This is a genomic window from Nocardia sp. NPDC049707 (genome assembly GCF_040674855.1).
Classification (GTDB): domain Bacteria; phylum Actinomycetota; class Actinomycetes; order Mycobacteriales; family Mycobacteriaceae; genus Nocardia.
In genome coordinates this window covers 65,646-87,975 of the sequence record NZ_JBFANN010000017.1, presented here as the reverse complement: position 1 = coordinate 87,975, position 22,330 = coordinate 65,646, and the positions used below count along the sequence as shown (strand labels likewise).

The 22,330-nt window shown below is 65.7% G+C and carries 23 protein-coding genes; 9 read left to right on the top strand and 14 right to left on the bottom strand.

Annotated features, from left to right (window positions below; genetic code table 11):
- Positions 1–84: 84 nt before the first annotated feature.
- From dnaG to AB0J29_RS17500, 3 genes are read right to left on the bottom strand one after another with little or no spacing between them, the layout of a single operon-like run.
- The gene (dnaG, locus tag AB0J29_RS17510) at positions 85–2,010 is read right to left on the bottom strand and encodes a DNA primase (protein ID WP_364786521.1); all 1,926 of its coding nucleotides are present in this window, start codon (positions 2,008–2,010) and stop codon (positions 85–87) included.
- 46 nt (positions 2,011–2,056) lie between these two features.
- The gene (locus AB0J29_RS17505; RefSeq protein WP_364786518.1) at positions 2,057–3,298 is read right to left on the bottom strand and encodes a deoxyguanosinetriphosphate triphosphohydrolase; all 1,242 of its coding nucleotides are present in this window, start codon (positions 3,296–3,298) and stop codon (positions 2,057–2,059) included.
- Positions 3,299–3,304: 6 nt separating this feature from the next.
- Positions 3,305–3,988 carry a YdcF family protein gene (locus AB0J29_RS17500; RefSeq protein ID WP_364786515.1) on the bottom strand — a complete coding sequence of 228 codons (684 nt, stop codon included), beginning with the start codon at positions 3,986–3,988 and terminating at the stop codon, positions 3,305–3,307.
- A gap of 178 nt (positions 3,989–4,166) precedes the next feature.
- Here AB0J29_RS17500 and AB0J29_RS17495 point away from each other — a divergent pair, with 178 nt between their 5' ends.
- The gene (locus tag AB0J29_RS17495; protein ID WP_364786512.1) at positions 4,167–5,036 is read left to right on the top strand and encodes an NAD(P)-binding domain-containing protein; all 870 of its coding nucleotides are present in this window, start codon (positions 4,167–4,169) and stop codon (positions 5,034–5,036) included.
- A 5-nt stretch (positions 5,037–5,041) separates the two neighbouring features.
- On the opposite strand, the gene AB0J29_RS17490 is transcribed toward AB0J29_RS17495, so the two are convergent.
- Positions 5,042–5,743, bottom strand: coding sequence for an MBL fold metallo-hydrolase (locus AB0J29_RS17490; RefSeq protein ID WP_364786509.1), 702 nt, complete (start codon positions 5,741–5,743; stop codon positions 5,042–5,044).
- A gap of 3 nt (positions 5,744–5,746) precedes the next feature.
- Here AB0J29_RS17490 and AB0J29_RS17485 point away from each other — a divergent pair, with 3 nt between their 5' ends.
- Positions 5,747–7,726, top strand: coding sequence for a TPM domain-containing protein (locus AB0J29_RS17485; protein WP_364786506.1), 1,980 nt, complete (start codon positions 5,747–5,749; stop codon positions 7,724–7,726).
- A 236-nt stretch (positions 7,727–7,962) separates the two neighbouring features.
- Here the strand turns inward: AB0J29_RS17485 and AB0J29_RS17480 are convergent, their stop codons facing one another.
- Together AB0J29_RS17480 and AB0J29_RS17475 are read right to left on the bottom strand one after the other, a co-directional pair.
- Positions 7,963–9,414 (bottom strand): molybdopterin-dependent oxidoreductase, encoded by a 1,452-nt coding sequence (locus AB0J29_RS17480; RefSeq protein WP_364786503.1) that lies wholly within the window; start codon positions 9,412–9,414, stop codon positions 7,963–7,965.
- 83 nt (positions 9,415–9,497) lie between these two features.
- On the bottom strand, positions 9,498–9,920 hold the full coding sequence (locus tag AB0J29_RS17475) for a MarR family transcriptional regulator (protein WP_364786500.1): 423 nt from the start codon (positions 9,918–9,920) through the stop codon (positions 9,498–9,500).
- A gap of 48 nt (positions 9,921–9,968) precedes the next feature.
- Between AB0J29_RS17475 and AB0J29_RS17470 the strand changes: the two genes are divergently transcribed.
- A complete protein-coding gene (locus AB0J29_RS17470) occupies positions 9,969–10,364 on the top strand; it encodes a PPOX class F420-dependent oxidoreductase (protein WP_364786497.1) in 396 nt (131 codons plus the stop codon).
- Positions 10,365–10,376: 12 nt separating this feature from the next.
- Here AB0J29_RS17470 and AB0J29_RS17465 read toward each other — a convergent pair whose 3' ends face one another.
- Positions 10,377–11,642 (bottom strand): acyltransferase, encoded by a 1,266-nt coding sequence (locus AB0J29_RS17465; protein WP_364786494.1) that lies wholly within the window; start codon positions 11,640–11,642, stop codon positions 10,377–10,379.
- A gap of 71 nt (positions 11,643–11,713) precedes the next feature.
- Here AB0J29_RS17465 and AB0J29_RS17460 point away from each other — a divergent pair, with 71 nt between their 5' ends.
- Positions 11,714–12,340 (top strand): transcriptional regulator, encoded by a 627-nt coding sequence (locus AB0J29_RS17460; RefSeq protein WP_364786491.1) that lies wholly within the window; start codon positions 11,714–11,716, stop codon positions 12,338–12,340.
- Here the strand turns inward: AB0J29_RS17460 and AB0J29_RS17455 are convergent.
- On the bottom strand, positions 12,337–13,257 hold the full coding sequence (locus tag AB0J29_RS17455; RefSeq protein ID WP_364786488.1) for an NADP-dependent oxidoreductase: 921 nt from the start codon (positions 13,255–13,257) through the stop codon (positions 12,337–12,339). The genes AB0J29_RS17460 and AB0J29_RS17455 overlap by 4 nt on opposite strands.
- A 133-nt stretch (positions 13,258–13,390) precedes the next feature.
- Here AB0J29_RS17455 and AB0J29_RS17450 point away from each other — a divergent pair, with 133 nt between their 5' ends.
- A complete protein-coding gene (locus AB0J29_RS17450; RefSeq protein ID WP_364786485.1) occupies positions 13,391–13,789 on the top strand; it encodes a DUF1707 domain-containing protein in 399 nt (132 codons plus the stop codon).
- An 87-nt stretch (positions 13,790–13,876) separates the two neighbouring features.
- On the opposite strand, the gene AB0J29_RS17445 is transcribed toward AB0J29_RS17450, so the two are convergent.
- Positions 13,877–15,268, bottom strand: coding sequence for a glycine--tRNA ligase (locus tag AB0J29_RS17445; protein ID WP_364786482.1), 1,392 nt, complete (start codon positions 15,266–15,268; stop codon positions 13,877–13,879).
- Positions 15,269–15,463: 195 nt separating this feature from the next.
- Between AB0J29_RS17445 and AB0J29_RS17440 the strand changes: the two genes are divergently transcribed.
- From AB0J29_RS17440 to AB0J29_RS17430, 3 genes are all read left to right on the top strand, one after another.
- Positions 15,464–15,814: a metalloregulator ArsR/SmtB family transcription factor gene (locus AB0J29_RS17440; RefSeq protein WP_364786479.1), complete on the top strand. Its 351-nt coding sequence runs from the start codon at positions 15,464–15,466 to the stop codon at positions 15,812–15,814.
- A gap of 2 nt (positions 15,815–15,816) precedes the next feature.
- On the top strand, positions 15,817–16,251 hold the full coding sequence (locus tag AB0J29_RS17435) for a Fur family transcriptional regulator (RefSeq protein WP_364786476.1): 435 nt from the start codon (positions 15,817–15,819) through the stop codon (positions 16,249–16,251).
- A 114-nt stretch (positions 16,252–16,365) separates the two neighbouring features.
- On the top strand, positions 16,366–17,325 hold the full coding sequence (locus tag AB0J29_RS17430) for a hypothetical protein (protein WP_364786473.1): 960 nt from the start codon (positions 16,366–16,368) through the stop codon (positions 17,323–17,325).
- 69 nt (positions 17,326–17,394) lie between these two features.
- On the opposite strand, the gene AB0J29_RS17425 is transcribed toward AB0J29_RS17430, so the two are convergent.
- Complete coding sequence (locus AB0J29_RS17425; protein WP_364786470.1) at positions 17,395–18,372, bottom strand: hypothetical protein; 978 nt, start codon at positions 18,370–18,372, stop codon at positions 17,395–17,397.
- A gap of 102 nt (positions 18,373–18,474) precedes the next feature.
- Between AB0J29_RS17425 and AB0J29_RS17420 the strand changes: the two genes are divergently transcribed.
- Positions 18,475–19,095, top strand: coding sequence for a TetR/AcrR family transcriptional regulator (locus tag AB0J29_RS17420; protein WP_364786467.1), 621 nt, complete (start codon positions 18,475–18,477; stop codon positions 19,093–19,095).
- Between the two features lie 228 nt (positions 19,096–19,323).
- Here the strand turns inward: AB0J29_RS17420 and AB0J29_RS17415 are convergent, their stop codons facing one another.
- The 4 genes from AB0J29_RS17415 to AB0J29_RS17400 form a co-directional block, all read right to left on the bottom strand.
- Positions 19,324–19,929 carry a response regulator transcription factor gene (locus AB0J29_RS17415; protein WP_364786464.1) on the bottom strand — a complete coding sequence of 202 codons (606 nt, stop codon included), beginning with the start codon at positions 19,927–19,929 and terminating at the stop codon, positions 19,324–19,326.
- A 111-nt stretch (positions 19,930–20,040) separates the two neighbouring features.
- Positions 20,041–21,201 carry a sensor histidine kinase gene (locus tag AB0J29_RS17410; protein WP_364786461.1) on the bottom strand — a complete coding sequence of 387 codons (1,161 nt, stop codon included), beginning with the start codon at positions 21,199–21,201 and terminating at the stop codon, positions 20,041–20,043.
- Positions 21,192–21,566, bottom strand: coding sequence for a hypothetical protein (locus AB0J29_RS17405; RefSeq protein WP_364786458.1), 375 nt, complete (start codon positions 21,564–21,566; stop codon positions 21,192–21,194). The genes AB0J29_RS17410 and AB0J29_RS17405 overlap by 10 nt, the downstream gene beginning before the upstream one ends.
- On the bottom strand, positions 21,550–22,329 hold the full coding sequence (locus AB0J29_RS17400; protein WP_364786455.1) for an ABC transporter permease: 780 nt from the start codon (positions 22,327–22,329) through the stop codon (positions 21,550–21,552). The genes AB0J29_RS17405 and AB0J29_RS17400 overlap by 17 nt, the downstream gene beginning before the upstream one ends.
- Position 22,330: the final 1 nt, after the last annotated feature.

The following is a 22,330-nucleotide window of genomic DNA, read 5'->3' as shown; positions in this document are numbered from 1 at the left end:
CAGCGCGGCAACTCTGGATGCGCGAAACCGACGCTCGAGCAACCGACGAATCGGCTGCGGCGGCTACCCGAACTCCGGCGCTACTCAGTGCGCTGTGAAGTCGTCGTGATTCCCCATCGCCTGGGTCAGCAAACTCTTGCGGTACTGCTCCAACGCAACGAGATCACCGAACAACGCCATATACGCATCGGCCTGCTCGGTCGACGACACACGCTGCAGCTTCGACTTCAACTCCGCGATCTGGCGGCCTACCCAGGCTTCCTGGACGCGAGCCAGCACGCCGGTGACGAATCGGGGAATGTCGTTGGCGGACTTCACCGGCATCTGTTCGCCGGACAGCTCGGAAACCAGCGCTCGCATGGTCAGGTCATCGGTGCCGTCGGAAACGACATTGACCCACTCCGCACCGCCGAGTCCGGAGGCGGTGCCACCTGCCTCGGCGATCATGGCCCGAACGGCCGCATAGGCCGGATGCGTGAACGCCTCGGCCTCGATCGAATCGAAGACCGCACCGGCCATCGCCGGATACTGCAGAGCCGCACCGAGTGCCTGCCGTTGCGGCAGCAGCGTCGGATCGTTCGGGTTGGGGCGCGCGGCGGGACGCTCGGCAACGACCGTGTTGGGCTGCTGCGGTGTGCCCGCTGGGCCACGACCGCCTGGACGCCCACCGTTGCGATTGTGCTTGGCTTCCTCACCGACCCGCCGCACGATCGTTTGGATATCGTCCCAGCCGACCCAGCCCGCCAGCTTCGTCGCGTATGCCTTGCGCAGCGCGTTGTCCTTGATCTGCGCCACCACCGGCACGGCACGGCGCAACGCCTCCACCTGGCCCTCGGCGGTATCCAGGTTGTGGTCGGCGAGCAGGCCACGAATCACGAACTCGTACAACGGGGTTCGCCGGGCCACCAGGTCGCGCACGGCACCGTCGCCGGAGCGCTGGCGCAGTTCGCACGGGTCCTGGCCGTCCGGGGCGATGGCGATATAGGTCTGCCCGGCCAACTTCTGGTCGCCCGCAAAGGCTTTCAGCGCCGCCGCCTGGCCGGCCGCGTCACCGTCGAAGGTATAGATGATTTCGCCGCGCCAGAAGTTGTCGTCCATGAGCAGGCGGCGCAGTAGTGCGAGATGCTCATCACCGAAGGCGGTGCCGCAGGAGGCGACGGCGGTTTTCACCCCGGCCAGATGCATGGCCATCACATCGGTGTAGCCCTCGACCACCACCGCTTGGTGGCCCTTGGCGATCTCACGTTTGGCGTGATCGAGGCCGAAGAGCACCTGAGACTTCTTGTACAGCAAGGTTTCCGGCGTATTGATGTACTTGCCGGGCATGGTGTCGTCGTCGAAGAGCTTGCGCGCACCGAAGCCGATGACATCGCCGCCGAGATTGCGGATCGGCCACAGCAGCCGCCGGTGGAAGCGGTCGATCGGGCCGCGCTGCCCCTGCCGTGCCAGCCCGGCCGCCTCCAGCTCCTTGAAGTCGAAGCCCTTGCGCAGCAGATGCTTCGTGAGCGTATCCCAGCCTGCCGGGGCGTAGCCGCAACCGAACAGCTGAGCGGCATTGCCGTCGAAGTTACGGTCGGTCAAATACTTGCGCGCCGCCTCGGCATCCGGCTCGCGCAGTTTGGCCATGTAGAACTCATGCGCGGCGGCGTTGGCGGCGACCAACCTCGCCCTGGTGCCGCGGTCGCGCTGCACCGAGGTGCCGCCGCCCTCGTAATTGATCTGGTAGCCGATCCGATCGGCGAGTTGCTCGACCGCCTCGACGAAGCCGATGTGCTCGACCTTCTGCAGGAAGGCGAAGACATCGCCGCCCTCACCGCAGCCGAAGCAGTGGTACAGGCCGTGATTGGGCCGCACGTGGAACGACGGCGACTTCTCGTCGTGGAACGGGCACAGGCCCTTCATGGAGTCCGCGCCCGCTCGCTTCAGGGCGACGTACTCCCCCACCACATCCTCGATCCGGACGCGTTCGCGTATTGCCGCGATATCGCGATCTGGGAGTCGTCCGGCCACGGCGGTCAGTCTAGGCCAGCCCGCCCTCGACAGGCCCAGCGGCTGGTCACGCCGCTACCCGCTCCAGCCGACTCTCGGTATACGACGCGATCTGATCGACGATTACCCGAACTCGCGCGGTGTCGTCGCTGGCGGCGTGCCACCACGGCAGCAGCAGCGGGTCCAGTCCTTGTGGTGCCGTCGCCAGCAGTCGGTGCGCGACCGCCAGAATCCGCTCCCGCTGCACGGCCTGCCGTTGCTTGTGCTGGAGGTCGGACATGACGTACCGCAGGGCGACGGTCTTGAGCATCGCAACCTCAGCGGCGACGATCGGTGGAATCTCGAGGTCCGCGGCGTATCGGGACAACGCCCTGTCACCGGCGACCACCCGCGTGGCCATGATCGCGGCCGTGGCGAAACGGCCGACCAGTTCACTGGTGAGGCGCTTCAACGCGACCGAACTGGCGAGGGTGCCGTCATAGGAGGCGGCTTCGGCGACGACGGGCAATTCGGAAAGCCGCTGGGCGGCACCGATGAGGTCGTCAACCGAAAGCGTCCGGTGCTGGCCGTGCCCGAGTTCGGCGAGTGCCGCCTGTTCGGACGGATCGGCTAGCGCCCGCAATTCGATGCGCCCGGCAATCACGCCGTCCTCCACATCGTGCACCGAGTACGCGACATCGTCGGACCAGTCCATGATCTGGCATTCGAGGCTCTTGCGCCGGTCCGGCGCATCCTTGCGTACCCATTCCAGCCGATCCAGATCGATATCGTAAGCACCGAATTTGGTGCCCGAACCTGTTCTGGCCCAAGGGTATTTGATGGCTGCGTCGAGTGCGGCACGGGTAAGATTCAGGCCCGCGCTTGTGCCGTCCGCATCAAGAACCTTCGGTTCCAGCCGCGTGAGGATGCGCAGATTCTGCGCATTGCCCTCGAATCCGCCGTACGCGTCGGCGAAGAGATCGAGGGCCTGCTCGCCGTTGTGGCCGTAGGGCGGATGGCCGATATCGTGCGCCAATCCGGCCAGGTCGACCAGATCCGGATCGCAGCCGAGACCGTCGGCGATGCTGCGCCCGATCTGGGCCACCTCGATCGAATGGGTCAAGCGGGTGCGCGGGGTGTCACCATCACGCGGCCCCATGACCTGGGTTTTGTCGGCGAGTCTGCGCAGGGCGGCGGAGTGCAGCACCCGGGCGCGGTCGCGGGCGAATTCGGTGCGGTGGCCGGTTTCGAACTCACTGCGCGGCGGACCGAGACCGGCGGTCTTGGCTCCCTCCACCACCATTCGCTCACGGTCATGCTCGGTGTACATCGAATCTCACTGCCCCGCTGAGTATTTGAAGTCCGATGAGAAGTGCGTGAGCTGATACCAGAGCAAAGCGCCGGTCTCCCTTGCGATTCCGTGCGCCTGCGACTCTCTGGTGTACACGGCGGGGCCGGTCCGGGTCGGCGCGGTCCATGCCTCCAACCCGGCGTCGCGGGCCATGGTTCTGGTGCGCAGCGAATGCCACGGATCGCTGACCAGCACCGCCGAGGACATCTTGCGGGCGCTCATGGCGGCGGCGACGGCCTCGATGCTTCGCAGGGTGTCCGAACCTGTTTCCACCGCCAGGATCCGGTCGCTCGGTATGCCGCGCTCCTCCAGATAGTTCTTGCCGGAGGCGGCCTCGGTGTACAGATCGCCGTCCTGCTTACCGCCCACGGTGATCACCTTGGGTGCGACACCGGCCTTGAACAGTTTGTAGGCCTGATCCAATCGCGCCTCGAACACCGTCGACGGCGTGCCGGAGTATTGCGCGGCCCCGAGTACGACGATCGCGTCGGCCTTGGTGTAGTCGTCGATGCGCGCGACATGCCAGACCCGGAATGCCGTGCCGCCGACCAGCACCGCCCCTATCAAGATCGCGCCCAGGACCAGTCGTCGCGCCCAGCGCGCCAGCCCACCTCCGACGCCGCGGGACGGGCCGGATCCGGGAGCCGAGGCCAGGGTCGCCGAATACACCTGACCAAGTTTGCCAGGTCACCGTCGACGAGAACGTAAGGCGCACATCGATCGGCAAAACTTACCTCTTGGTTAGTACTGAACTTATTAGTCGGTACTTGTCGACAGTGCAGTGCATATCCAGAATGGATTCCGGCGCGCCGACCCCAGCCATCTCGATACTTTGAGGAGTGGATACATGACGACATCCGTGACGGTCCTTGGGCTCGGCGCGATGGGACAGGCGCTGGCCGCGGCCTTCGTACGGGCCGGACACCCGACGACGGTGTGGAATCGCAGCGCCGGTCGGGACGCGGAACTCGCTGCAGCAGGGGCGAAGTCGGCGCGGACCGTGGCCGAGGCGGTGACCGCGAGCGACCTCGTGGTGGCCTGTCTGTTGGACCATCGGTCCGTGCACGAGGTACTGGACCCGGTCACCGATATCCTTGCCGACCGCGCGTTGGTCAACCTGACCACCACCGAGCCGCGTGGATCGCGCGAACTGGCCGAATGGGCCGCGAAGCACGGCATCGACTTCCTCGACGGCGGCATCATGGCCGTCCCGCCGATGATCGGCCAACCCGGCTCATCCGTGCTCTACAGCGGCTCCAGCCAACTCTTCGACGAACACCGCACAACCCTCGAATTGCTCGGCAGCGCAGAGTATTTCGGCGCGGACGCCGGACAGGCCGCACTGGTCGACTTCGCCCTGCTCGCCGGGATGTACACCATGTTCGCGGGCTTCTACCACGGCGCCGCCATGGTTCGCGCGATCGGTATGTCGGCCGAGGACTTCGGCCAACGCGCATCGGGCTGGATCGCCGCGATGACCGGATCACTTCCGACGGCCGGAGCCACCATCGACTCCGGCGATTACTCGAAACCGTTCCAGCCCTTGGATTTCACCAAGGCCGCTCTGGACGCCATCGTGTCGGCCAGCCGCGATGCAGGCGTCGACCTGGACATCATCGGCACGATCAAGAACCTCGTCGATCGCCAGGTCGCCGACGGTTACGGTGCGCAGAGCAGTGAGCGGATGTTCGAAAGCCTCAACCCGCGGGCCACATAAATCGACTACCAGCCGCGTTCACGCCATTCGCCGAGGTGCGGGCGTTCGGTGCCGAGCGTGGTGTCGTCACCGTGACCGGGATAGACGACGGCGTCATCCGGATAGCGATCGAAGATCTTGGTGGTGACGTCGGTGTAGAGGGAGGTGAAATCCTCCCGGTTGGTGGTGCGGCCGACGCCGCCCGGGAAAAGGGCGTCGCCGGTGAACAGGTGCACGCCCGGACCGGCGACCAGGGCGAGGGCAATCGAGCCGGGGGTATGTCCACGTAGGTGGATGACCTCGAAGGCCAGGTCGCCGATCTCGATGAGGTCGCCGGTGGCGAGTAACCGGTCGGGGCGCACCGGGAGCGGCGCGGCATCGAGTGGATGCGCGGCGGTCGGTGCGCCCGTGGCTGCGGCGACCTTTTCCAGGGCCGACCAGTGATCACGGTGCTGATGGGTGGTGACGACCAGGGCGACGCGGTCCGGCGTCTCCTGGTTGACGAGTTCGATAATGCGGTCGGCTTCGTTGGCGGCGTCAATGAGCAGTGCCGCGCCGGTGGCGGTGCACTGCACCAGATAGCAGTTGTTGTCGATGCCGCCGACGGACATTTTGATAATGCGCGCACCAGGGACGTCCCGCTGTTGCGGATTCGATCCACGGGACACGTGACCGGTGTACGGCAGGTCGATCGTGATCACGGTTCGATGGTATCCAGCTACATTCATCCCATGCTGTTCTTACCGCAGATTCGTCGAACCCGCTGGGTGGCCGTGGTGGTCCTCGGCGTGGCGTTTCTCTGTGTCGCACTGGCCGGTGGCCCGGTCGGCGCCGAGCCGCCGCTGCGGATGGGGTCGTATGTGGTCGACTCGGCGCGGGTGCTCGATCAAGGGCAACTCCATCGGGTGTCAGCGGCGGTCGACACCCTCTACGCCGATCAGCAGATGCGGCTCTGGGTTGTCTATGTACACGATTTCAACGGGATGAGTCCGCAGGCGTGGGCCGATCGCACCGCGACCATGTCCGGATTCGGTGCGCGTGATCTATTGCTCGCTGTCGCTACCGAGGATCGCGCGTATTGGTTCGACGGCAAGTTGCCGAGCAGAGTCAGCGATTCCGCACTGGACACCGTATTGACCCGCAAAGTGGAGCCCGCGCTGCGGGACGCCCGGTGGGCCGATGCCGGGGTGCTGATGGCCGATGGGCTGGATTCGGCGATGCACGGCGGTGGAATCAGCATACGGCCACTGTTGATCGTCGCCGCGCTGATCGTGCTGACTGTCGGTGGGCTGGTGCTGTATTCGCGCAAGCGGCGCGCTGATCGACGACGTGCCGAGTTGGCGGCGGCGCGACAGGTCGATCCGGACAACTCCACCGCGCTCGCGGCATTGTCACTGGACGCACTACAGGCCCGATCGAAGGAGGTGCTGGTCGAGATCGACAATGCCGTGCGGACCAGTGCCGAGGAGTTGGAGTTGGCCACCGGTGAATTCGGCGATACCGCGGCCACGCCGTTCAACAACGCCCTGGCGAATGCGAAATCGGCTGCCGCCAAGGCCTTCTCGATCAGGCAGCAACTCGATGACGATATTCCCGAGACACCGGATCAGCAGCGCACCATGCTGGTCGATCTGATCGGCACGGTCGGGCGGGCCGATCGGGAACTCGACGCTCAGGTGGCCGAATTCGACGCGATGCGCGATCTGCTCATCAACGCATCCACTCGATTGGACGGACTGACACGGGATTTGGTCGAGTTGACCGGGCGTGCACCGAGTTCGGAGACCGAACTCACCCGACTCACCACCGCGTATCCGGCCAGCGTGCTCGCTCCGGTTCGAGACAATGTGACCATGGCGCGCGAGCGAATCACCTTCGCGGAACAGAACATCGATGCCGGACGCGCCGCCATCACCCAGCCGGTCGGCAAGCAGGGTGCTGCGGTCGCCGCCATCCGGGCCGCGGAAGGGGCGGTGGGACAGGCTCGTACGCTGCTCGATGCCGTCGACAATGCGGCGACGAATATCCGGCAGGCGACCGATGGACTGCCTGCTGTACTCGCCGAACTGCGCGCGGATATCGCCACCGCGAGGGAGCTGTCGGGCTATGGCGGTGTCGATCTGCAGGCCGCCATCATCGCGGCGGAGACGGCGCTCACCACCGCGGCCGGCACCGCAAACAGCGACCCACTGGACGCCTTCCACAATGCCGTTGCCGCCGATAATGCGCTGGATCTCGCCAATGCCGCGGCCACCGACCGCAAACTGGCCGCCGAGGAGCTCCAGCGCCGACTCGACCGAGCGCTCACCAATGCCCGCGCCCGGATCGGCGCGGCAGCCGACTACATCAGCACCAGACGCGGCGGTATCGATGCACAGGCACGCACTCGCCTATCCGAAGCGCAGCGCAATCTCGATGCGGCACAACAGCTTTCCACTACCGATCCGGCTCAGGCGCTGATCAGCGCGCAGGCCGCCGCCGACCTGGGTGGTCGCGCATTGCAGGAGGCCCAGGCCAGCGTGCGGGCCTGGGAGAACAGCCAGCCGCCCTCGGGCACGGCCCAGGCGGGTGCGGTGCTCGGCGGAATTCTGATCGAGGGACTGCTGCGCGGTGCGGGCAGCGCCAGCCGTCAACGCTCCGGCGGCTACACCCCCGGCTCGTATGGCGGTTCCAGCGGATCCCGCCGCATCAACCGGGGCGGTCGGTTCTGAGGGTTGACGCTGTGAATTGGCGATCGTCGATCTGCCCGCGGTGTCGCAAGCCGCCGCCGTCGTGCACCGGGGCAGCATGGGCGAGGTCCTGGAACCATGGCAGTCCCCGGGCACATGGATCTATGCCAATGGCTACCGCTGCGCAGGGCTCGCCCGCGAGGTGACCTCGAATACACCGAGGACCCGTCCGGCTGGGTCACCGAACTCCGAGAACCCATTCACACCTGACGGAGTGGTCAGATTTTGATGGTGACGGTGTGAAAGCCGGTTGGGCCGGAGGGGAAGGGGGCGCGCGGGGTGCCGTCCTGGATCTCGCCGGAGCGGCTGATGGCGCGGGCCTGGACGGTGTGTTCGCCCGCGGGCAGGTCGACGGTGGTGCGCCAGCGGCGCCAGGCGGCGGGGGCGAGTTCGGTGCCGAGATCCACTTGGCGCCAATCGCCTTCGTCGATACGGAGTTCGACCGACTCGACGCCGTGCGGCGGCGCCCATGCGACACCAGCGATGCTGGTGGTGCCCGCGGCCGCACGGCCCGGGGCGGTGACGTCGATGCGCGCCTGCGGTGTCACCCAGATCGGTTCCGACGGCCAACCGCGCTTCCACCAGTAGTCGACATGGCTGTCGTCGGTGAGTTCCAGTTCGGCAAGCCATTTCGCGCCGGTGTACTGGCCGTAGAGGCCGGGCACGAAGACGCGGGCCGGGAATCCGTGCTCCGGGGTGAGCGGTTCGCCGTTCACCCCGATCACCACATATCCGGGCCACGTACCGGAGCGCAGCGGCTCCACCGGCAGCGAAATGGTGTAGCCGTCGACGGCCCTGGTCACCAGCCGGGTCGCACCGGTTTCGGGGATCGCGTGCTCGAGCAGCTGGGCCAGCGGAACCCCGTACCAGCGGCCATTACCCGCGCGACGCTCACCGGGCCGATTGTGCACGCACACCATGACCGCATCGAATTCCACCGCGTCCGCGGCCAATTCGGCCAGCGACAGGCGCAGCGGATGTGCGACCTTCCCGGTGACCGACAGCCGCCAGCGGGTCGGATCGATCCGGGGCGGACTCAGATTGACATCGGCGACATAGAAACTCCGGTTCCCGGTGATCAGTGCCGACAAACCGGGCTCGTCCTCCAACCCGTCCTGCGGCACCATCGAGAGCCCACCCAGCGGGCCGACCCGACGGATCGCATCGCGCTGCCTGCGGTCGTAGTCATGAATCAGCGCCCGCGCCCCCGCCAACAGTCCGGTACCGGCACCCGCCCACAGCAGCGCGCCGAACAGCCCACGCGGGCGCCTGCGCAGCCCGAGGCCGAGCACACCCGCGGCGGCGGCCGCACCGGCGACGGTGGCTGGTGAACGGGTTGGTCGACGGAAACCCGAAGCAGCTGCGGCGACACCGAAGGCGGCGACAACGGGCGTGCGCGCCTGATCGGACAGCGCCCCCAGCCCGACCGTCGCGGCAACCGCACCAGCCCCGACGCCGAGACGCGTCACGGCCTTATCGTGCTTACCGGAGAGCGCGACGGTCGTCTCGACAACCGGCACCGGCGCGGCATCCACCGTGACCCGGCCGATGGCATCGATCAGCGAATCACCGCGCGAGGCCGCGATCAACTCACCGACGCCGAGTGCCCCGACGCCGATGGCGGCGGCACCGAGCCCACCCCCGCGCCTTCGGTCTCCGTTGGTCCGCACTGTTCGAACACCCGCTTTCCTCGATCACGGCCGCGCAATCAGCCTTCTCTACGAACCTACCGCCCCTTCCCCTGCCCACGCCCTCATTCCTGAAGAGCTTCGGTGAACCGGGCCAACAACGCTCGCAACTGTTGGCGCTCCTGCGCGCTGAAGGCGGCGGATACGCGGCGCTCGATGGCGGCGGCCTTGGCATCGGCCTCGTCGAAGGCCTTGCGACCGGCGGGGGTCAGGCGGGTTTCGAGCACACCGCGGTGCCAGGGATGCGGTGTGCGCTCCACCAAACCGCGCTCCTGCAGGTTCTTGAGGACCACGGTCATCGCCTGCGGTGTCACCAGACATTCGCGGGCGAGAGCGGCGGCGGAGATGCCCGGATTCTCCGACAGTGCGTAGAGCGCCGCGTACTGCGGCACCGTAAGCGGTTTGACCGCCTCGTGTTTGACGGCCATCAGCTCCTGCTCGGCGCGCTTGAGGTCCAGACCGAGCCGCTGTTCCGCGGGCAATTTCATAAGTGTCAAAGATAGCTGACCTATCAAAGCCTTGATAGTCTTTGGGCCATGGATGATTCCGTAATCCCCGAGAGCCACGCCGATCTGCTATCGCGACCGCTGTTCGCCCATCTCGCCACGCTCAACCCGGACGGCACTCCGCAGGTGACGCCGGTATGGCAGGTGTGGGATGGCGGGCGCCTGCGCTTCACCACCACGATCGATCGGCGTAAGGCCGTCAATACCAAGCAGAATCCCGACGTCGCGGTGAGCATCAACGATCCGGAGAAGCCCTACCGCTACCTCGAGGTCCGCGGTGTTATCGAGGCCATCGAACCCGATCCCGACGGCGATTTCTTCGATGTGCTCGCGCGCCGCTACGACCTGCGGTATCAGCGTCCGGTCGCCGACCATCAGCGCCGGGTCGTGCTGGTCATGCGCCCGACGCACGCCACCTACCAATAGTGGCTCGTGCCTTCAGGAGTTGACGGCCTCCTCAGCGAGGACCGTCAACTCGTTGCGCACCACAGGCACGAGCCGGTCGGCGCCGCTGCCGAGCACGCCGACGGTCAGTCGGCCTTCGAAGGTGTAGACCAGGAAGGTGATTGCCGCCGAGGCACCCGCGGAGGGACGCGGATGCGCGGAGACATAGACGATCTCGTAGTCGGTGAGCGCGATATTCGCGGGGCAGCGGAAGGCGGGCACGGCACCGGTATTCGTCACCGCGACGTGCCCGGCCAGGGAGTGGATCCGGGCGGGGCCGAAATAATCCGGGAAGTGCAGCACCGACTGCTCGACGATGCCCTCGGCGAGATCATGTCGCAAACGGGCCGAAATGCGTTGGGCCAGTTCGACGATGTCCGCGGACCGGTCTACCGCCGCGGCAAAAGAGGCCAGACCCGCCATATTGGTGCCCTCGGCACGCGCGACCGGCGGTTCCAGGCGGGTGCGCATATCCACCGGGTACAGGCAGCCGAGCGACACCGGATCGCCGGTGGCCCCGGCCTTTTCCGAGGCGAAGGCGCGTAACAGGGCGGCGGTGACCAACCCGTTGACCGTCACCCCCGGATAGCGCCCGCGCTCGATGATGCGGGCGCTCACCTCCTCGTCCAAGATGATGCGCCACGGCCGAACCAGCGCGGCGGGTGCGGGGATCGCGGATGGGGGCGCAATAACCACGGGTTGCAGCGGATTGGTGACATCCTCGAAGCCGGAGACCGAGTGGCGGGCGATCCCGCGCGCCGCCACATGCCATTCCAGCGACTGCGGATAGTCGTGCGGCACAACGGTTGTCGTACCGGATTCGACGTAATCGGTATAGAAGTCCCATAGTCGGGACAGCAGTTCGATGCAGTAGCCCGCGTCGGCGATGCTGTGGTGGGCGAAAAGTGTGACGCGCGAGCGGCCCCGCTCGGAGTACACGACATCCAGGTAGGCCAGCTGTCCGGCCGGATCGATCGGCTCCGGAATGCGGACGGGATCCGGATCACCGAAACTCGCCGTCATGCCGATCGGCGGGGTATCGCCGCGGCGTAGCAGATAGCCGCGACCGGTAGCGTCCTCACCGATCCGGCAGGTCACCACCGGATAGGCACGCTGTAGTGCGGTGAAGGCAGCCCCCAGCGCATTCGTATCGAGATCACCGACGACCGTCACGGACCGTCCGGTGTAGGTCCCCGCGCGCACGAAACGTTGTTCCGAGGCACCCAACACCCGCACCAAATCCTCCTCATCCCACAACACATGGCTCAGCGTGCGGCACTACCCACCGGGGCGCAATTCCGGAGCAACTCCGCCTGAGAGAGACTGCCCACATGAGTCCCACGGCACACATCGGTCTTACGGCGCATCTGGAGGAGCTCGGATATCCGCTGCTGGTCAGCCAGCTGGCGCATCCGACTGTGGCGGGGATCGCCAAAGGCGATCTGCCCGAATCGGTTTTCCGGTCCTGGCTCGAACAGGATTATATGTTCCTGCTGGACTATGTGCGGGTGTTCACCCGGCTGGCCTGGCAGGCGCCCGCGTCACATCTCGGCGATCTGGTGGATCTCGCGTACGCGACATATCACGAGGAACTTTCCCTGCATCGGTCGCTGGCCGCCGAATTCGGCGCGGATCTCGACGGTGCGACGAAGGGGGCGCCGTGCGCGGCCTACACCGCATTCCTGCTGGAGTCGGCCGCGTCCTACGCCGACGGGCTGGCGGCGCTGTATCCGTGCATGTGGGGGTATTCGACCCTGGGCGCGATCCTCGCCGAGAATCCGCCGCCGGAACCCCGCTACCGGCGCTGGGTCGACACCTATGCCGATCCCGGATTCGCGGCGCTCACCCGCCGCTGCGGGCAGATGCTCGACGAGGCGGGTGGCGATCCGGCGCGTGCGGAAGAGCTGTTCCTCGAGGGCATGCGCCACGAAAACGAGTTCTGGAACGTGCCCGCCTAAGGGTGCAGCACGATCTTGCCGCGCGTGTGGCGCTGCTCCAGTTCGCGATAGGCGTCCTGGACCCTGTCGAGCGGATAGACGGCCGCGATGGGGACTTCCACCGTGCCCGCGGCGGCCAGATCGGCCAGTTCGGCAAGCACATCGATGGTGCCCGCCGCGGCATTGCCGTCGGTCTGCACGCCATATCTGTCGGCGGCCTCGAAGTTGATAATCGTATCGATGCGTTCGGGTGGGATGCCGAGTTCGATTGCGAGATCGACATATTCGGCACCGAAGGTGTCGATGAATGCGTCCACACCGTCGGGGGCGGCCGCACGGATCCGGTCGATCAGCCCCGCCCCATAGGCCACCGGCACCGCCCCGAGCTTGCGCAGCCAGTCGTGATTCGCCTCGCTCGCGATGCCGAGAACCGTTGCGCCCCTGGCCCGCAGGAGTTGGACGGCGATCGAGCCGACGCCACCCGCGGCACCCGAAACCGCGACCGTATCGCCTGCTTGCGGATCAACTGCCTGTACGGCGGCGAAAGCTGTTGTCCCCGCGACATACAACGCTCCGGCGACATCCCAATCCAGTTTCGCGGGCTTCAGCGTCACCTGCGCGGCGGACACAACCACATGGGTGGCATGGCTGGCCCGCTCATCGGTGAATCCGACCACTTCGGCTCCGACCTCGAGCCCGCCGACGCCGGATCCGATCTCCACGATCCGACCCGCGAAGTCGGTCCCCTCGCCCGAAGGAAATGTCGCGGGCCACTGCTCGTGCAGCGCACCCGAACGGATATACCCCTCCCCCGGGTTGATGCCGGCCGCGACGACCTCGACGACGACCCGACCAGGTCCCGCCTTCGGCGTCGGTACCTTCACCACTTTCAGTTCTTCGATTCCGCCATAACGATCGAACTTCACAGCTGTTGCCATGTCCGGCTCCCGCCTACTCGATGACATACGGCATATCGCCCGTCAACCGAGTAACCCCGCCGGATATTTCCATGCACCCGATGATTCTCGAGACGCACTGCCACGGACGGGGTCAGCCCCTAAGCTGACACTCGTGGGTCAGGACAGGCTGCGCGCATCGGACGCAGATCGCGAGAAGATCGCCGAACAATTGCGGGTGGCAATGAACGACGGCCGGTTGTCGCTGCACGAATACGACGATCGTCTCAAACAGGTGTACGCCGCCAAAACCTATGGTGAGCTGACTCCGCTGCTGTCGGACCTACCCGTACTGGGCAAAGCGGTCTCCGCAGCCCAACGAGTGCCGCAATGGGTCATCATCATGTGGATCCCATGGGTCGCGGTGAACGCACTGTGCCTCACGATCTGGGTGGCGACCGGCGCCGGATACTTCTGGCCGTTCTGGGTCGCAGTGCCCTGGGGCTGCGCGCTGCTGATCCCGAGCGCGATCGGGCTGCTCCTCCAGTCGAACCGGAATCCGGATACGCGCTGAATTCACCTGCGGCGCAGGCAATCCGGTAGCCAACGAGGTACGAAAACGCCCCGTCGCGGCGCGACAGGGCGTTGCTCGTTATCGAATTCAGACGCCGATGAGATGCTGCGCCAGGTAGCTCTCGACCTTGTCCAGCGCGATCCGCTCCTGCGCCATGGAATCGCGCTCGCGGACGGTGACCGCCTGGTCATCGAGGGTATCGAAGTCGACCGTGATGCAGAACGGCGTGCCGATTTCGTCCTGGCGCCGGTAGCGGCGGCCGATGGCGCCGGCATCGTCGAATTCGACATTCCAGTTCTTGCGCAGCTGCGCGGCGAGATCTTTCGCCTTCGGCGTCAGGTCCGCATTACGCGACAACGGCAGCACCGCCGCCTTCACCGGCGCGAGCCGGCGGTCCAGCCGCAGACTGATGCGCTCCTCCATGACGCCCTTGGCATTGGGCGCCTGGTCAACGGTGTACGCATCGACAAGGAACGCCATCAGCGAGCGGGTCAGACCGGCCGCGGGCTCGATGACATACGGGGTGTAGCGCTCATTGGTGGTCTGGTCGAAGTAGCTCAGGTCATTGCCGGAATGCTCCGAATGGGTCTTCAGGTCGAAGTCGGTGCGGTTGGCGATGCCCTCCAGCTCACCCCACTCATTGCCCTGGAAGCCGAAGCGGTACTCGATATCGGTGGTGCCCGCCGAGTAGTGCGACAGCTTGTCCTTCGGGTGCTCGAAGAGCCGCAAGTTCTCCGGGTCGATGCCGAGGTCGGTGTACCAGGCGAACCGGGTGTCGATCCAGTACTTGTGCCACTCCGCGTCCTCACCCGGCTTGACGAAGTACTCCATCTCCATCTGCTCGAACTCACGGGTGCGGAAGATGAAGTTGCCGGGGGTGATCTCGTTGCGGAAGCTCTTGCCGATCTGCGCGATGCCGAACGGCGGCTTCTTGCGCGCGGTGGTCATCACATTGGCGAAGTTGATGAAGATGCCCTGTGCGGTTTCCGGGCGCAGGTAGTGCAGACCCTCCTCGGACTCGACGGGGCCGAGGTAGGTCTTGAGCATCATGTTGAAGTCACGCGGCTCGGTCCAGCGACCGACGGTGCCGCAGTCGGGGCACGCAACCAGCTCCATCGAGACGGAGTCCGGGTCGTCGATCTTGTGCTTGATCGCGTAGGCCTCCTGCAGGTGGTCCTGCCGGTGCCGGTGGTGGCAGTTCAGGCATTCGACCAGCGGATCGTTGAAGACACCGACGTGGCCGGATGCGACCCACACCTGACGCGGCAGAATCACCGACGAGTCGAGGCCGACCACATCCTCGCGGCTGGTGACCATGGAACGCCACCACTGCTTCTTGATGTTCTCCTTGAGCTCGACACCGAGCGGACCGTAGTCCCACGCCGATTTGGTGCCGCCGTAGATCTCACCACACGGGTACACCAGACCCCGGCGCTTGGCGAGGTTGGCAACGGTGTCCACCTTCGACTTGGGTGCCACTCGAGAATTCTCCATCCACTACGAGTCGGATTCGATTGCGCCGAGTCGCTCGACTCGGCGGAAGATTGCCCTCCAGCCTATCGGCACCGGCCAACCGGTTTTGCACCGCACACGCCTTGCCGATTGGCACGCTCGTTTGACATGCGCAACTGTGCATATCAAAATGGAATCGCTTTCCAATAAGGAGTTGGTTCGATGACCACCGAGACCGCCACCGCCCATCCGCACAACCCGTACCGATCACCCGCTCCCGCGCCGGTGCCGACACGGAGCGTCCTGGAGGACGCGGGCGAGCTGCTACGCGCCCTCGCCGCCCCGGTGCGCATCGCCATTGTGCTCCAATTGCGCGAATCGCCGCGCTGCGTACACGAACTGGTCGATGTCCTCGGTGTCACCCAACCGTTGGTCAGCCAGCATCTGCGGATTCTCAAGTCCGCGGGTGTGGTGCACGGGGAACGCTCCGGACGCGAAGTGCTGTACGAACTCGTCGACGACCATCTGGCGCATATCGTTGTCGACGCCGTGGCCCATGCCGAGGAAGGGTGACCGTGCCAGATAAGACAGCCTTGCCAGAGAAGCCGGTTGGCGTTCGCAGTACCCGGCAGCGCAGCGCGATCGCCGCGCTGCTCGGGGATATCGAAGAGTTCCGCTCCGCGCAGGAGTTGCACGACGAATTGCGCCGCCGCGGCGAGGGCATCGGGTTGACCACGGTCTACCGCACCCTGCAGTCACTCGCCGATGCCGGACTCGTCGATGTGCTGCGCACCGACACCGGCGAGTCCGTCTATCGGCAGTGCTCCACCGGGCATCATCACCATCTGGTCTGCCGACACTGCGGACGTACCGTGGAAGTCGAGGGACCGACGGTCGAGGCATGGGCCGAAACCATCGCAGGCGAACACGGATTCACCGAGGTCAGCCACACCATGGAGATCTTCGGCACCTGCTGCGAATGCGCCAAGGTAGACCACTCGAAGTTGTGATGGCGGTCACATAGTTAACGGCGCTGGCGTCCAAGAAGATTTCACTGCGTATCACCTGACGTCCGGACGCTTCCGGGCGTCGCGCACTGAGATCGAAATCTTCTGGGAGGCAGCGTGCGATCGACCATTTTCGCGGCGGACAGACACCGGAAAATCACCACTATCGGAGCGGCCGTACTCATCGGCAGTTCCGCCCTGCTCATGACGGCATGCGACGACAAGGACACCAAGTCGGGGCCGACCACGACGGCGTCCGCAGCGAACACCATCGGCCAGGGGCAACCGGGGGCGAAGAACGGCCAATCGACCGTCCGCACCATCGGCAAGACCGGATGGTACGAGGGCTTCGATATCACGGTGGACAAGGCGACCGTGGTGCCCGACGAATTCGGCGGCGCCAGGGTGCTGATCGATATCACCTATAAGAACACCACTCCCGACAACAAGACGATCAGCAATAACACCTACCTGCAGGTCGACAAGGAGGTCGACGGCGGGGCGAGCTTCGACTCGCCGACCGTGCCCGGAAAGGGTTCGGCCACCGGCGAAGTCACCACCTCGGTCAAGACGCTGCACGATGCCGAGCACCTGCTCGACACCATTACGGTGATCTACGGGCAGGCATCGGATAACCAGACCAAAATTCCACTCAAAGCCTCGGCTCAGGTCGAGGGCGTCGCACCGAAGACGCTGAATGTCACCGGCAAGCTGGTGCAGGATCAGACAACGATCGAAATCACCGGCGGCACACTGGCTCCGAGCTACACCAAGAACGAGCGCGACAAGATGGATCTCTCGTTGCACATCAAGATCATTGGTGGCCCCGGGATCTCCGCGGGCGGACTGAATATCTTCCACGACTACTTCACCGTGAAAACCCCGGACGGCCAAACGATTCCCGCCGATATCCGCGGACCGATCAACGAGCTGCTGAATACCAACCAAACCATCGACAATGCGAAGAACTACGCCATTTTCGTGGTTCCGTCCCCGGCCACCGGCACCTATATGGTGACCTACGACGCGAAGCAGGGTGAGGGCAGCGCCCCGAACTCCTCCTTCACCATCTCCTGATAACCGGACGACGCGGGCCACCACTGCCGAACAGTGGTGGCCCGCAGTCGATTTCGAGGCGGTGCGGGATCAGACGGCGACTGGGTCGCCGGAGCGGACCGGGGCGGGCTTCGCGGCCGGACGCCGTCCACGGAGTGCGCCGAGGCCCAGCAGGACCAGCGCGGCCACAGCCCAGATGATAAGGACCACAAGAGGTCTGGTAGCAGCAGCACCGTCGAAGAAGGCGACCGAACGCAGCAGTGAGGCGGCGGCACCCGGCGGCAGCAACTGGCCGACGGCACCCCACGGCTGCGGCAGCAGTTCCGGAGCCGAGGTCGCGGCCGAGAACGGGTTGCCGATCAGGAGCATGGTCAGCGCCGCGAGACCGATGCCCGCACGGCCGATCGCGCTGGACAGGCCGACGACCGTACCGGAGACCGCGAAGGACACCAGACCGGCGACGGCGGCCAGCGTCGGATACGGACCGGGGACCACCGACATCCAGGTCTGAATGATCACGATGCTCAACAACCCACCCGCGATACCGAAGGTGATCAGTCCGAGCGCTTTACCACCGACCGACGGAATCAAGAGGCTGAGTACGACACCCGCCGCGATACCGGACATGACCAGCGGCAATACCATCGCACCGAAGGCGGTGCCGCGCGGATCGTCCGGATCGGCGGCCACCACATCCTCGACCGGCGTGGCCGGCACCCCGGAAAGCTGCTGGGCAATCGCGGTGAGCTGTTGTGCCACAACGGGACTCGCGCCGGAGGCGACCAGCACACGCGGCGCACCGCCACCGGTGATGATGGCGCCGTAGACGTCCCGGTTCTCGATCGCCGCACGCGCCGCCGCCTCGTCGGCGGGGTTGCTGATATCGAAGGCGTCGGGTTCGTGCTGAGTCAGTTTGTCGGCGACCACGGCGGCCTGTGGGCCACTGACGGCGATGGGCAGATCGCGCGGCGCGATATGGGCCGCGGGCCAGGCGAAGGCGATCAGCATCAATGCCTGGAGCAGGGCCGCGGCGACGCCGGCAGCTACTGCCCGCTGGGTCGTATTCATGACGTTCTCCCGAAAATCGAATGATCATTCTCTTTCGTGAGGGATACCGTCGCACGGCCCATCCGGCTTGTCAAGAACGAGCATTCGTTTTACTTTGGAACCATGCCCAGAGTCAGTGCAGAACACATGGAACGTCGCAGGCAGCAGATCCTCGACGCCGCGCAGCTCTGTTTTGCCCACAAGGGTTTCCACGAGACCTCGATGCAGGACATCTTCACCGAATCGGACCTGTCCGCCGGGGCGGTCTACCGGTACTTCAAGAGCAAGAACGACATCATCGCGGCCCTGGCCGCCGAGACGACGGTCGAACTGCGCGCGACCATGACCACGGCAATCCGGTCCGATCCGCTGCCGACCCCAGCCCAGCTCATCCGGGTCATCGCCGAGTTCGTCGTCGCGAACAGCGGCCCGGACGGACCGGTCCGGCTCGCACCACAGGCATGGGCGCTGGCACTGGTGCATCCCGAGGCGGCCGAGTACGTCAAGGAGTCCGTGCGCGCGATGCGTGATCGGTGGACCGAGTACGTCGAGCGCATGGTGGAGGTCGGCTGGCTACCGCCCGATACCGATATCCACGCCGTCACCACGGCGATCGTCGGCCTGGTGCCGGGATTCATGTTGCAGCACTTGATCGTCGGCGATCCCGATCCGGAAACCCTCGCACGCGGCGTAGCGATCCTGCTGCCCTATGGCGAGCCCGCCGTCCAGCCGGTCGATTCCTAGACGTCGCATATCCAGTCACTGCCTCGCATAAGGCACAGCGACTGTTGCCGAATTGGCGCGGTTTTCAGCCTTGACCCAGGTCATACGCCTATAGGCAGCTGAGGCGAAATCATGCCCACTGCTGGGTGGGTTTGATCCTCCTTTGCGCGGGCGGTGCGACGGGCAGAGTATTCGGCAACAGGCTCCACCCCTCGTGTGAGGTAGTCACTGCCTGTGCGGACTCGGTGGTCAGAGCCAGCCGAGGCGTTCGGCGGCGCGGACGGCTTCGGCGCGGGTGCTGGTTCCGGTTTTGCCGATGGCGGATGAAAGGTGGTTGCGGACAGTGCCTTCCGACAGGTGTAGCTGTTTGGCGATGGTGCCCGCGGCGGCACCGTCGGCCGCGGCGGCCAAGACCTCGCGTTCGCGGGCAGTCAGTGGCGAGGTGCCGACGGCCAGGGTTTCGGTGGCGAGGGCGGGATCGACAACGCGTAAGCCCATGTGGACTCGACGCACCGCATCGGCGAGTTCGCGGGCCGGAGTGTCCTTTACGACGAATCCGCTTGCGCCCGCATCGATTGCACGCCGCAGATAGCCGGGGCGGCCGAAGGTCGTGACCATGAGGATGCGGACATCTGGGTGGGCGGCGTGCAGTTGCGCCGCGACGGCGATGCCGTCCATGCCCGGCATTTCCACATCCAGCAGCACCACATCGGGTGTGGTGCGCGCGACCGCGTCCAGGACTTCGTCACCGCGACCGACCTCCGCGACAACGTCCAGATCGGATTCCAGACCGAGGAGTGCGGCAAGTGCGCCGCGGACGAGCGCTTGGTCGTCGGCGAGCAAGAGGCGGATCATGCGACATGGTCCTTCGAGGACAGGAATGGGTCCGCAGGTGCGGTTTCGGCCGAATCGTGGCGGATAATGCCGCGAAACCGCGAAATGTCTACGCTCGGAACCATTTCCGGATCACTCGGGCACCGTTGCACGCACACGAACACCTCCCTCGGACGACGACAGTGTCAATGTTCCCCCGGCGGCCCGCACTCGTTCGCGCAGGCCGGCCAGTCCGGATCCGGAATCGACGGTCCCGAGCCCGCGACCGTCGTCGACCACCTCGATGCTGGAATCGGTCACGGTGACCGTGCAGTGTCGGGCGGCACTGTGCCGGATCACGTTGGTGACCGCCTCGCGCAGCACCCAACCGAATAATTCGCTGTGGGGCGTATCGGGTACCGCATCCAGCAGCGTGGCGTCGATATCGGCGGCCGCCAGCGCGGTCCGCGCATTGGCCAGTTCACCGCGCAGCGACACCTCGCGCAGACCGCCGACGGTATCCCGTACCCCGGCCAGCGCCTCCCGGGCCAGTCGCTCGACATCGGCCATCTCGGCCTTCGCCCGCGTCAGATCGACATCGATAAGACGTTGCGCGAGTTCGGTTTTCACCGTGATCACGGTCAGCGAATGGCCGAGGATATCGTGCACGTCGCGCGCGACCCGGTTGCGCTCCTCGACGATCGCGAGTTCGGCCTGCTGCCGTCGAGCCAGTTCGGCCAACCGCTCGCCGCGCAGGCCGAGCTGCCTGGCCACCCAGATCACGGTGGGCACGAAAGACACGTAGAACGGCACACCGGACAGGCTCGGCAAAGCCACCGGCACCAGCAGCATCGCGATCGTCACCGTGAGGGCCACATAGCCGGATTCGCGCGAGGGCATATGAAAGATCGCGATCACGCCGACGAAGATCAATGTCGCCAGCGCGATCGCGCCGAGCAACGCCATCAACCCCGCGCTGCACGCCGTCATACCGGCGAGCACTGCCCATATGCGCCAGTCGACGGGACGCTCCACCAACGGGCTGGTGCCGAAGGTGCGCCGGAAAGCGATGAAGGAACCGACGATCAGTACCGCGTACGCGAGCAAAGCCGCGGTCGCCAGACTCGCTGTCGGCTGATCCGCGCGCTGCCAACTCCGGATAACCGGTCCGATCATGAACGACAGCCACGCGACGGACATGAGCCCACCGAACCATCCGCGCCACTTACCGGTCGCGCTGATTCCGCCGTCCTGGACCACCCGATCGAGAAAATCGGATGTCGCAGCCCCCCGCAATGCGGACTTCACGCCCATCGCCGTTCCCGCCCGGCCAGCGCGCACACCGAAACCTGATCCCGGTTGCGCGCACAGTGCTCGATCACAAGGGACGACGCTACCGAACGGGCAGCCACACGTACTCCCGGCAGCGCCCGGACCACTCGCACCGCATCATCGAACGGCCCGGCTCCCGCACCGCACGTCACCTGATCACCCCACACGTCATCACCAAGCAACCACACTCCCCCACCACATACCGCCCGGCCAACCCACACCACATCACCGAGCGTCCCCCGCGCGCCCGCGCCTCGCAGCGTGTGGTCGACCCGCACGACATCGCACCAGCCGCCTCCTCCCTTGGACAGGCGGCTGGTGCCCGATGGTTCAGCGTGCGGTGTCACGGCGGAACAGGATGGCCGCGCCGCCGACGAAGATCGTGGCCCAGACGACGACATTGAGGATGCCCAATGCGATCGATCCTGCGCTGGTGTCGCCGAAGGGCATGCGGGCCAGAGTGGCGACGCCATTGGTCGGGAAGATCTTGGAGACCGTCTCGAACCAACCGTGCAACGGCTTGAACAGACCGCCCGCGAAGGACAGCCCAGCGAGGGCCGGGCCGAGCAGCTGCATGACTTTCTCCGAGGGCAACAGGTAGCCGACGAACAGGCCGAAGGCGGCGAATACCAGCGAGGAGATCCATGCCAGCAGGAAGCAGCTCACCCACGCGGTGACCGTCAGGTGGGCGCCGAGAATCCCGCCGACGGCGAAGACCGCGGTAACCGAGACCAGGCCGAGCACCATCGCGACGGCCACCTTGGTGGCGATATAGGCGACGGAACGCAGTGGGGTGAGCCGCAATTGGCGACTCCAGCCCTGTGCGCGTTCGATCGCGACCATCGCGCCGCCGCTGGTGGTGGCCAACATCGCGCCGTACACCGCGATGGACACCATCACATAGCCGGTGACATTGCCGGAGCCGAAAGACTGCGTCTTGTAATCGGATTGCAGGCCGAAGATGACGAAGAGCAGCGGCGGCATGACCAGCGTGAAGATCATGGTGCGCCGATTGCGCAGCATGCGCCGCAGTTCCAGCCGCAGGAAGCCGAGGCTGAAGCCGCCGAGCGGAATACGCACCGAAACAGCTTGTGGGGCAGAAGTGGTCATA

What these genes read in the sequence shown, in the direction of transcription:
- AB0J29_RS17505 (WP_364786518.1), bottom strand. Translation starts at nt 3,298, where the DNA reads ATGTACACCGAGCATGACCGTGAGCGAATGGTGGTGGAGGGAGCCAAG.
- AB0J29_RS17495 (WP_364786512.1), top strand. Translation starts at nt 4,167, where the DNA reads ATGACGACATCCGTGACGGTCCTTGGGCTCGGCGCGATGGGACAGGCG.
- AB0J29_RS17490 (WP_364786509.1), bottom strand. Translation starts at nt 5,743, where the DNA reads ATGAATGTAGCTGGATACCATCGAACCGTGATCACGATCGACCTGCCG.
- AB0J29_RS17485 (WP_364786506.1), top strand. Translation starts at nt 5,747, where the DNA reads ATGCTGTTCTTACCGCAGATTCGTCGAACCCGCTGGGTGGCCGTGGTG.
- AB0J29_RS17475 (WP_364786500.1), bottom strand. Translation starts at nt 9,920, where the DNA reads ATGAAATTGCCCGCGGAACAGCGGCTCGGTCTGGACCTCAAGCGCGCC.
- AB0J29_RS17470 (WP_364786497.1), top strand. Translation starts at nt 9,969, where the DNA reads ATGGATGATTCCGTAATCCCCGAGAGCCACGCCGATCTGCTATCGCGA.
- AB0J29_RS17460 (WP_364786491.1), top strand. Translation starts at nt 11,714, where the DNA reads ATGAGTCCCACGGCACACATCGGTCTTACGGCGCATCTGGAGGAGCTC.
- AB0J29_RS17455 (WP_364786488.1), bottom strand. Translation starts at nt 13,257, where the DNA reads ATGGCAACAGCTGTGAAGTTCGATCGTTATGGCGGAATCGAAGAACTG.
- AB0J29_RS17440 (WP_364786479.1), top strand. Translation starts at nt 15,464, where the DNA reads ATGACCACCGAGACCGCCACCGCCCATCCGCACAACCCGTACCGATCA.
- AB0J29_RS17425 (WP_364786470.1), bottom strand. Translation starts at nt 18,372, where the DNA reads ATGAATACGACCCAGCGGGCAGTAGCTGCCGGCGTCGCCGCGGCCCTG.
- AB0J29_RS17420 (WP_364786467.1), top strand. Translation starts at nt 18,475, where the DNA reads ATGCCCAGAGTCAGTGCAGAACACATGGAACGTCGCAGGCAGCAGATC.
- AB0J29_RS17415 (WP_364786464.1), bottom strand. Translation starts at nt 19,929, where the DNA reads ATGATCCGCCTCTTGCTCGCCGACGACCAAGCGCTCGTCCGCGGCGCA.
- AB0J29_RS17410 (WP_364786461.1), bottom strand. Translation starts at nt 21,201, where the DNA reads ATGGGCGTGAAGTCCGCATTGCGGGGGGCTGCGACATCCGATTTTCTC.
- AB0J29_RS17400 (WP_364786455.1), bottom strand. Translation starts at nt 22,329, where the DNA reads ATGACCACTTCTGCCCCACAAGCTGTTTCGGTGCGTATTCCGCTCGGC.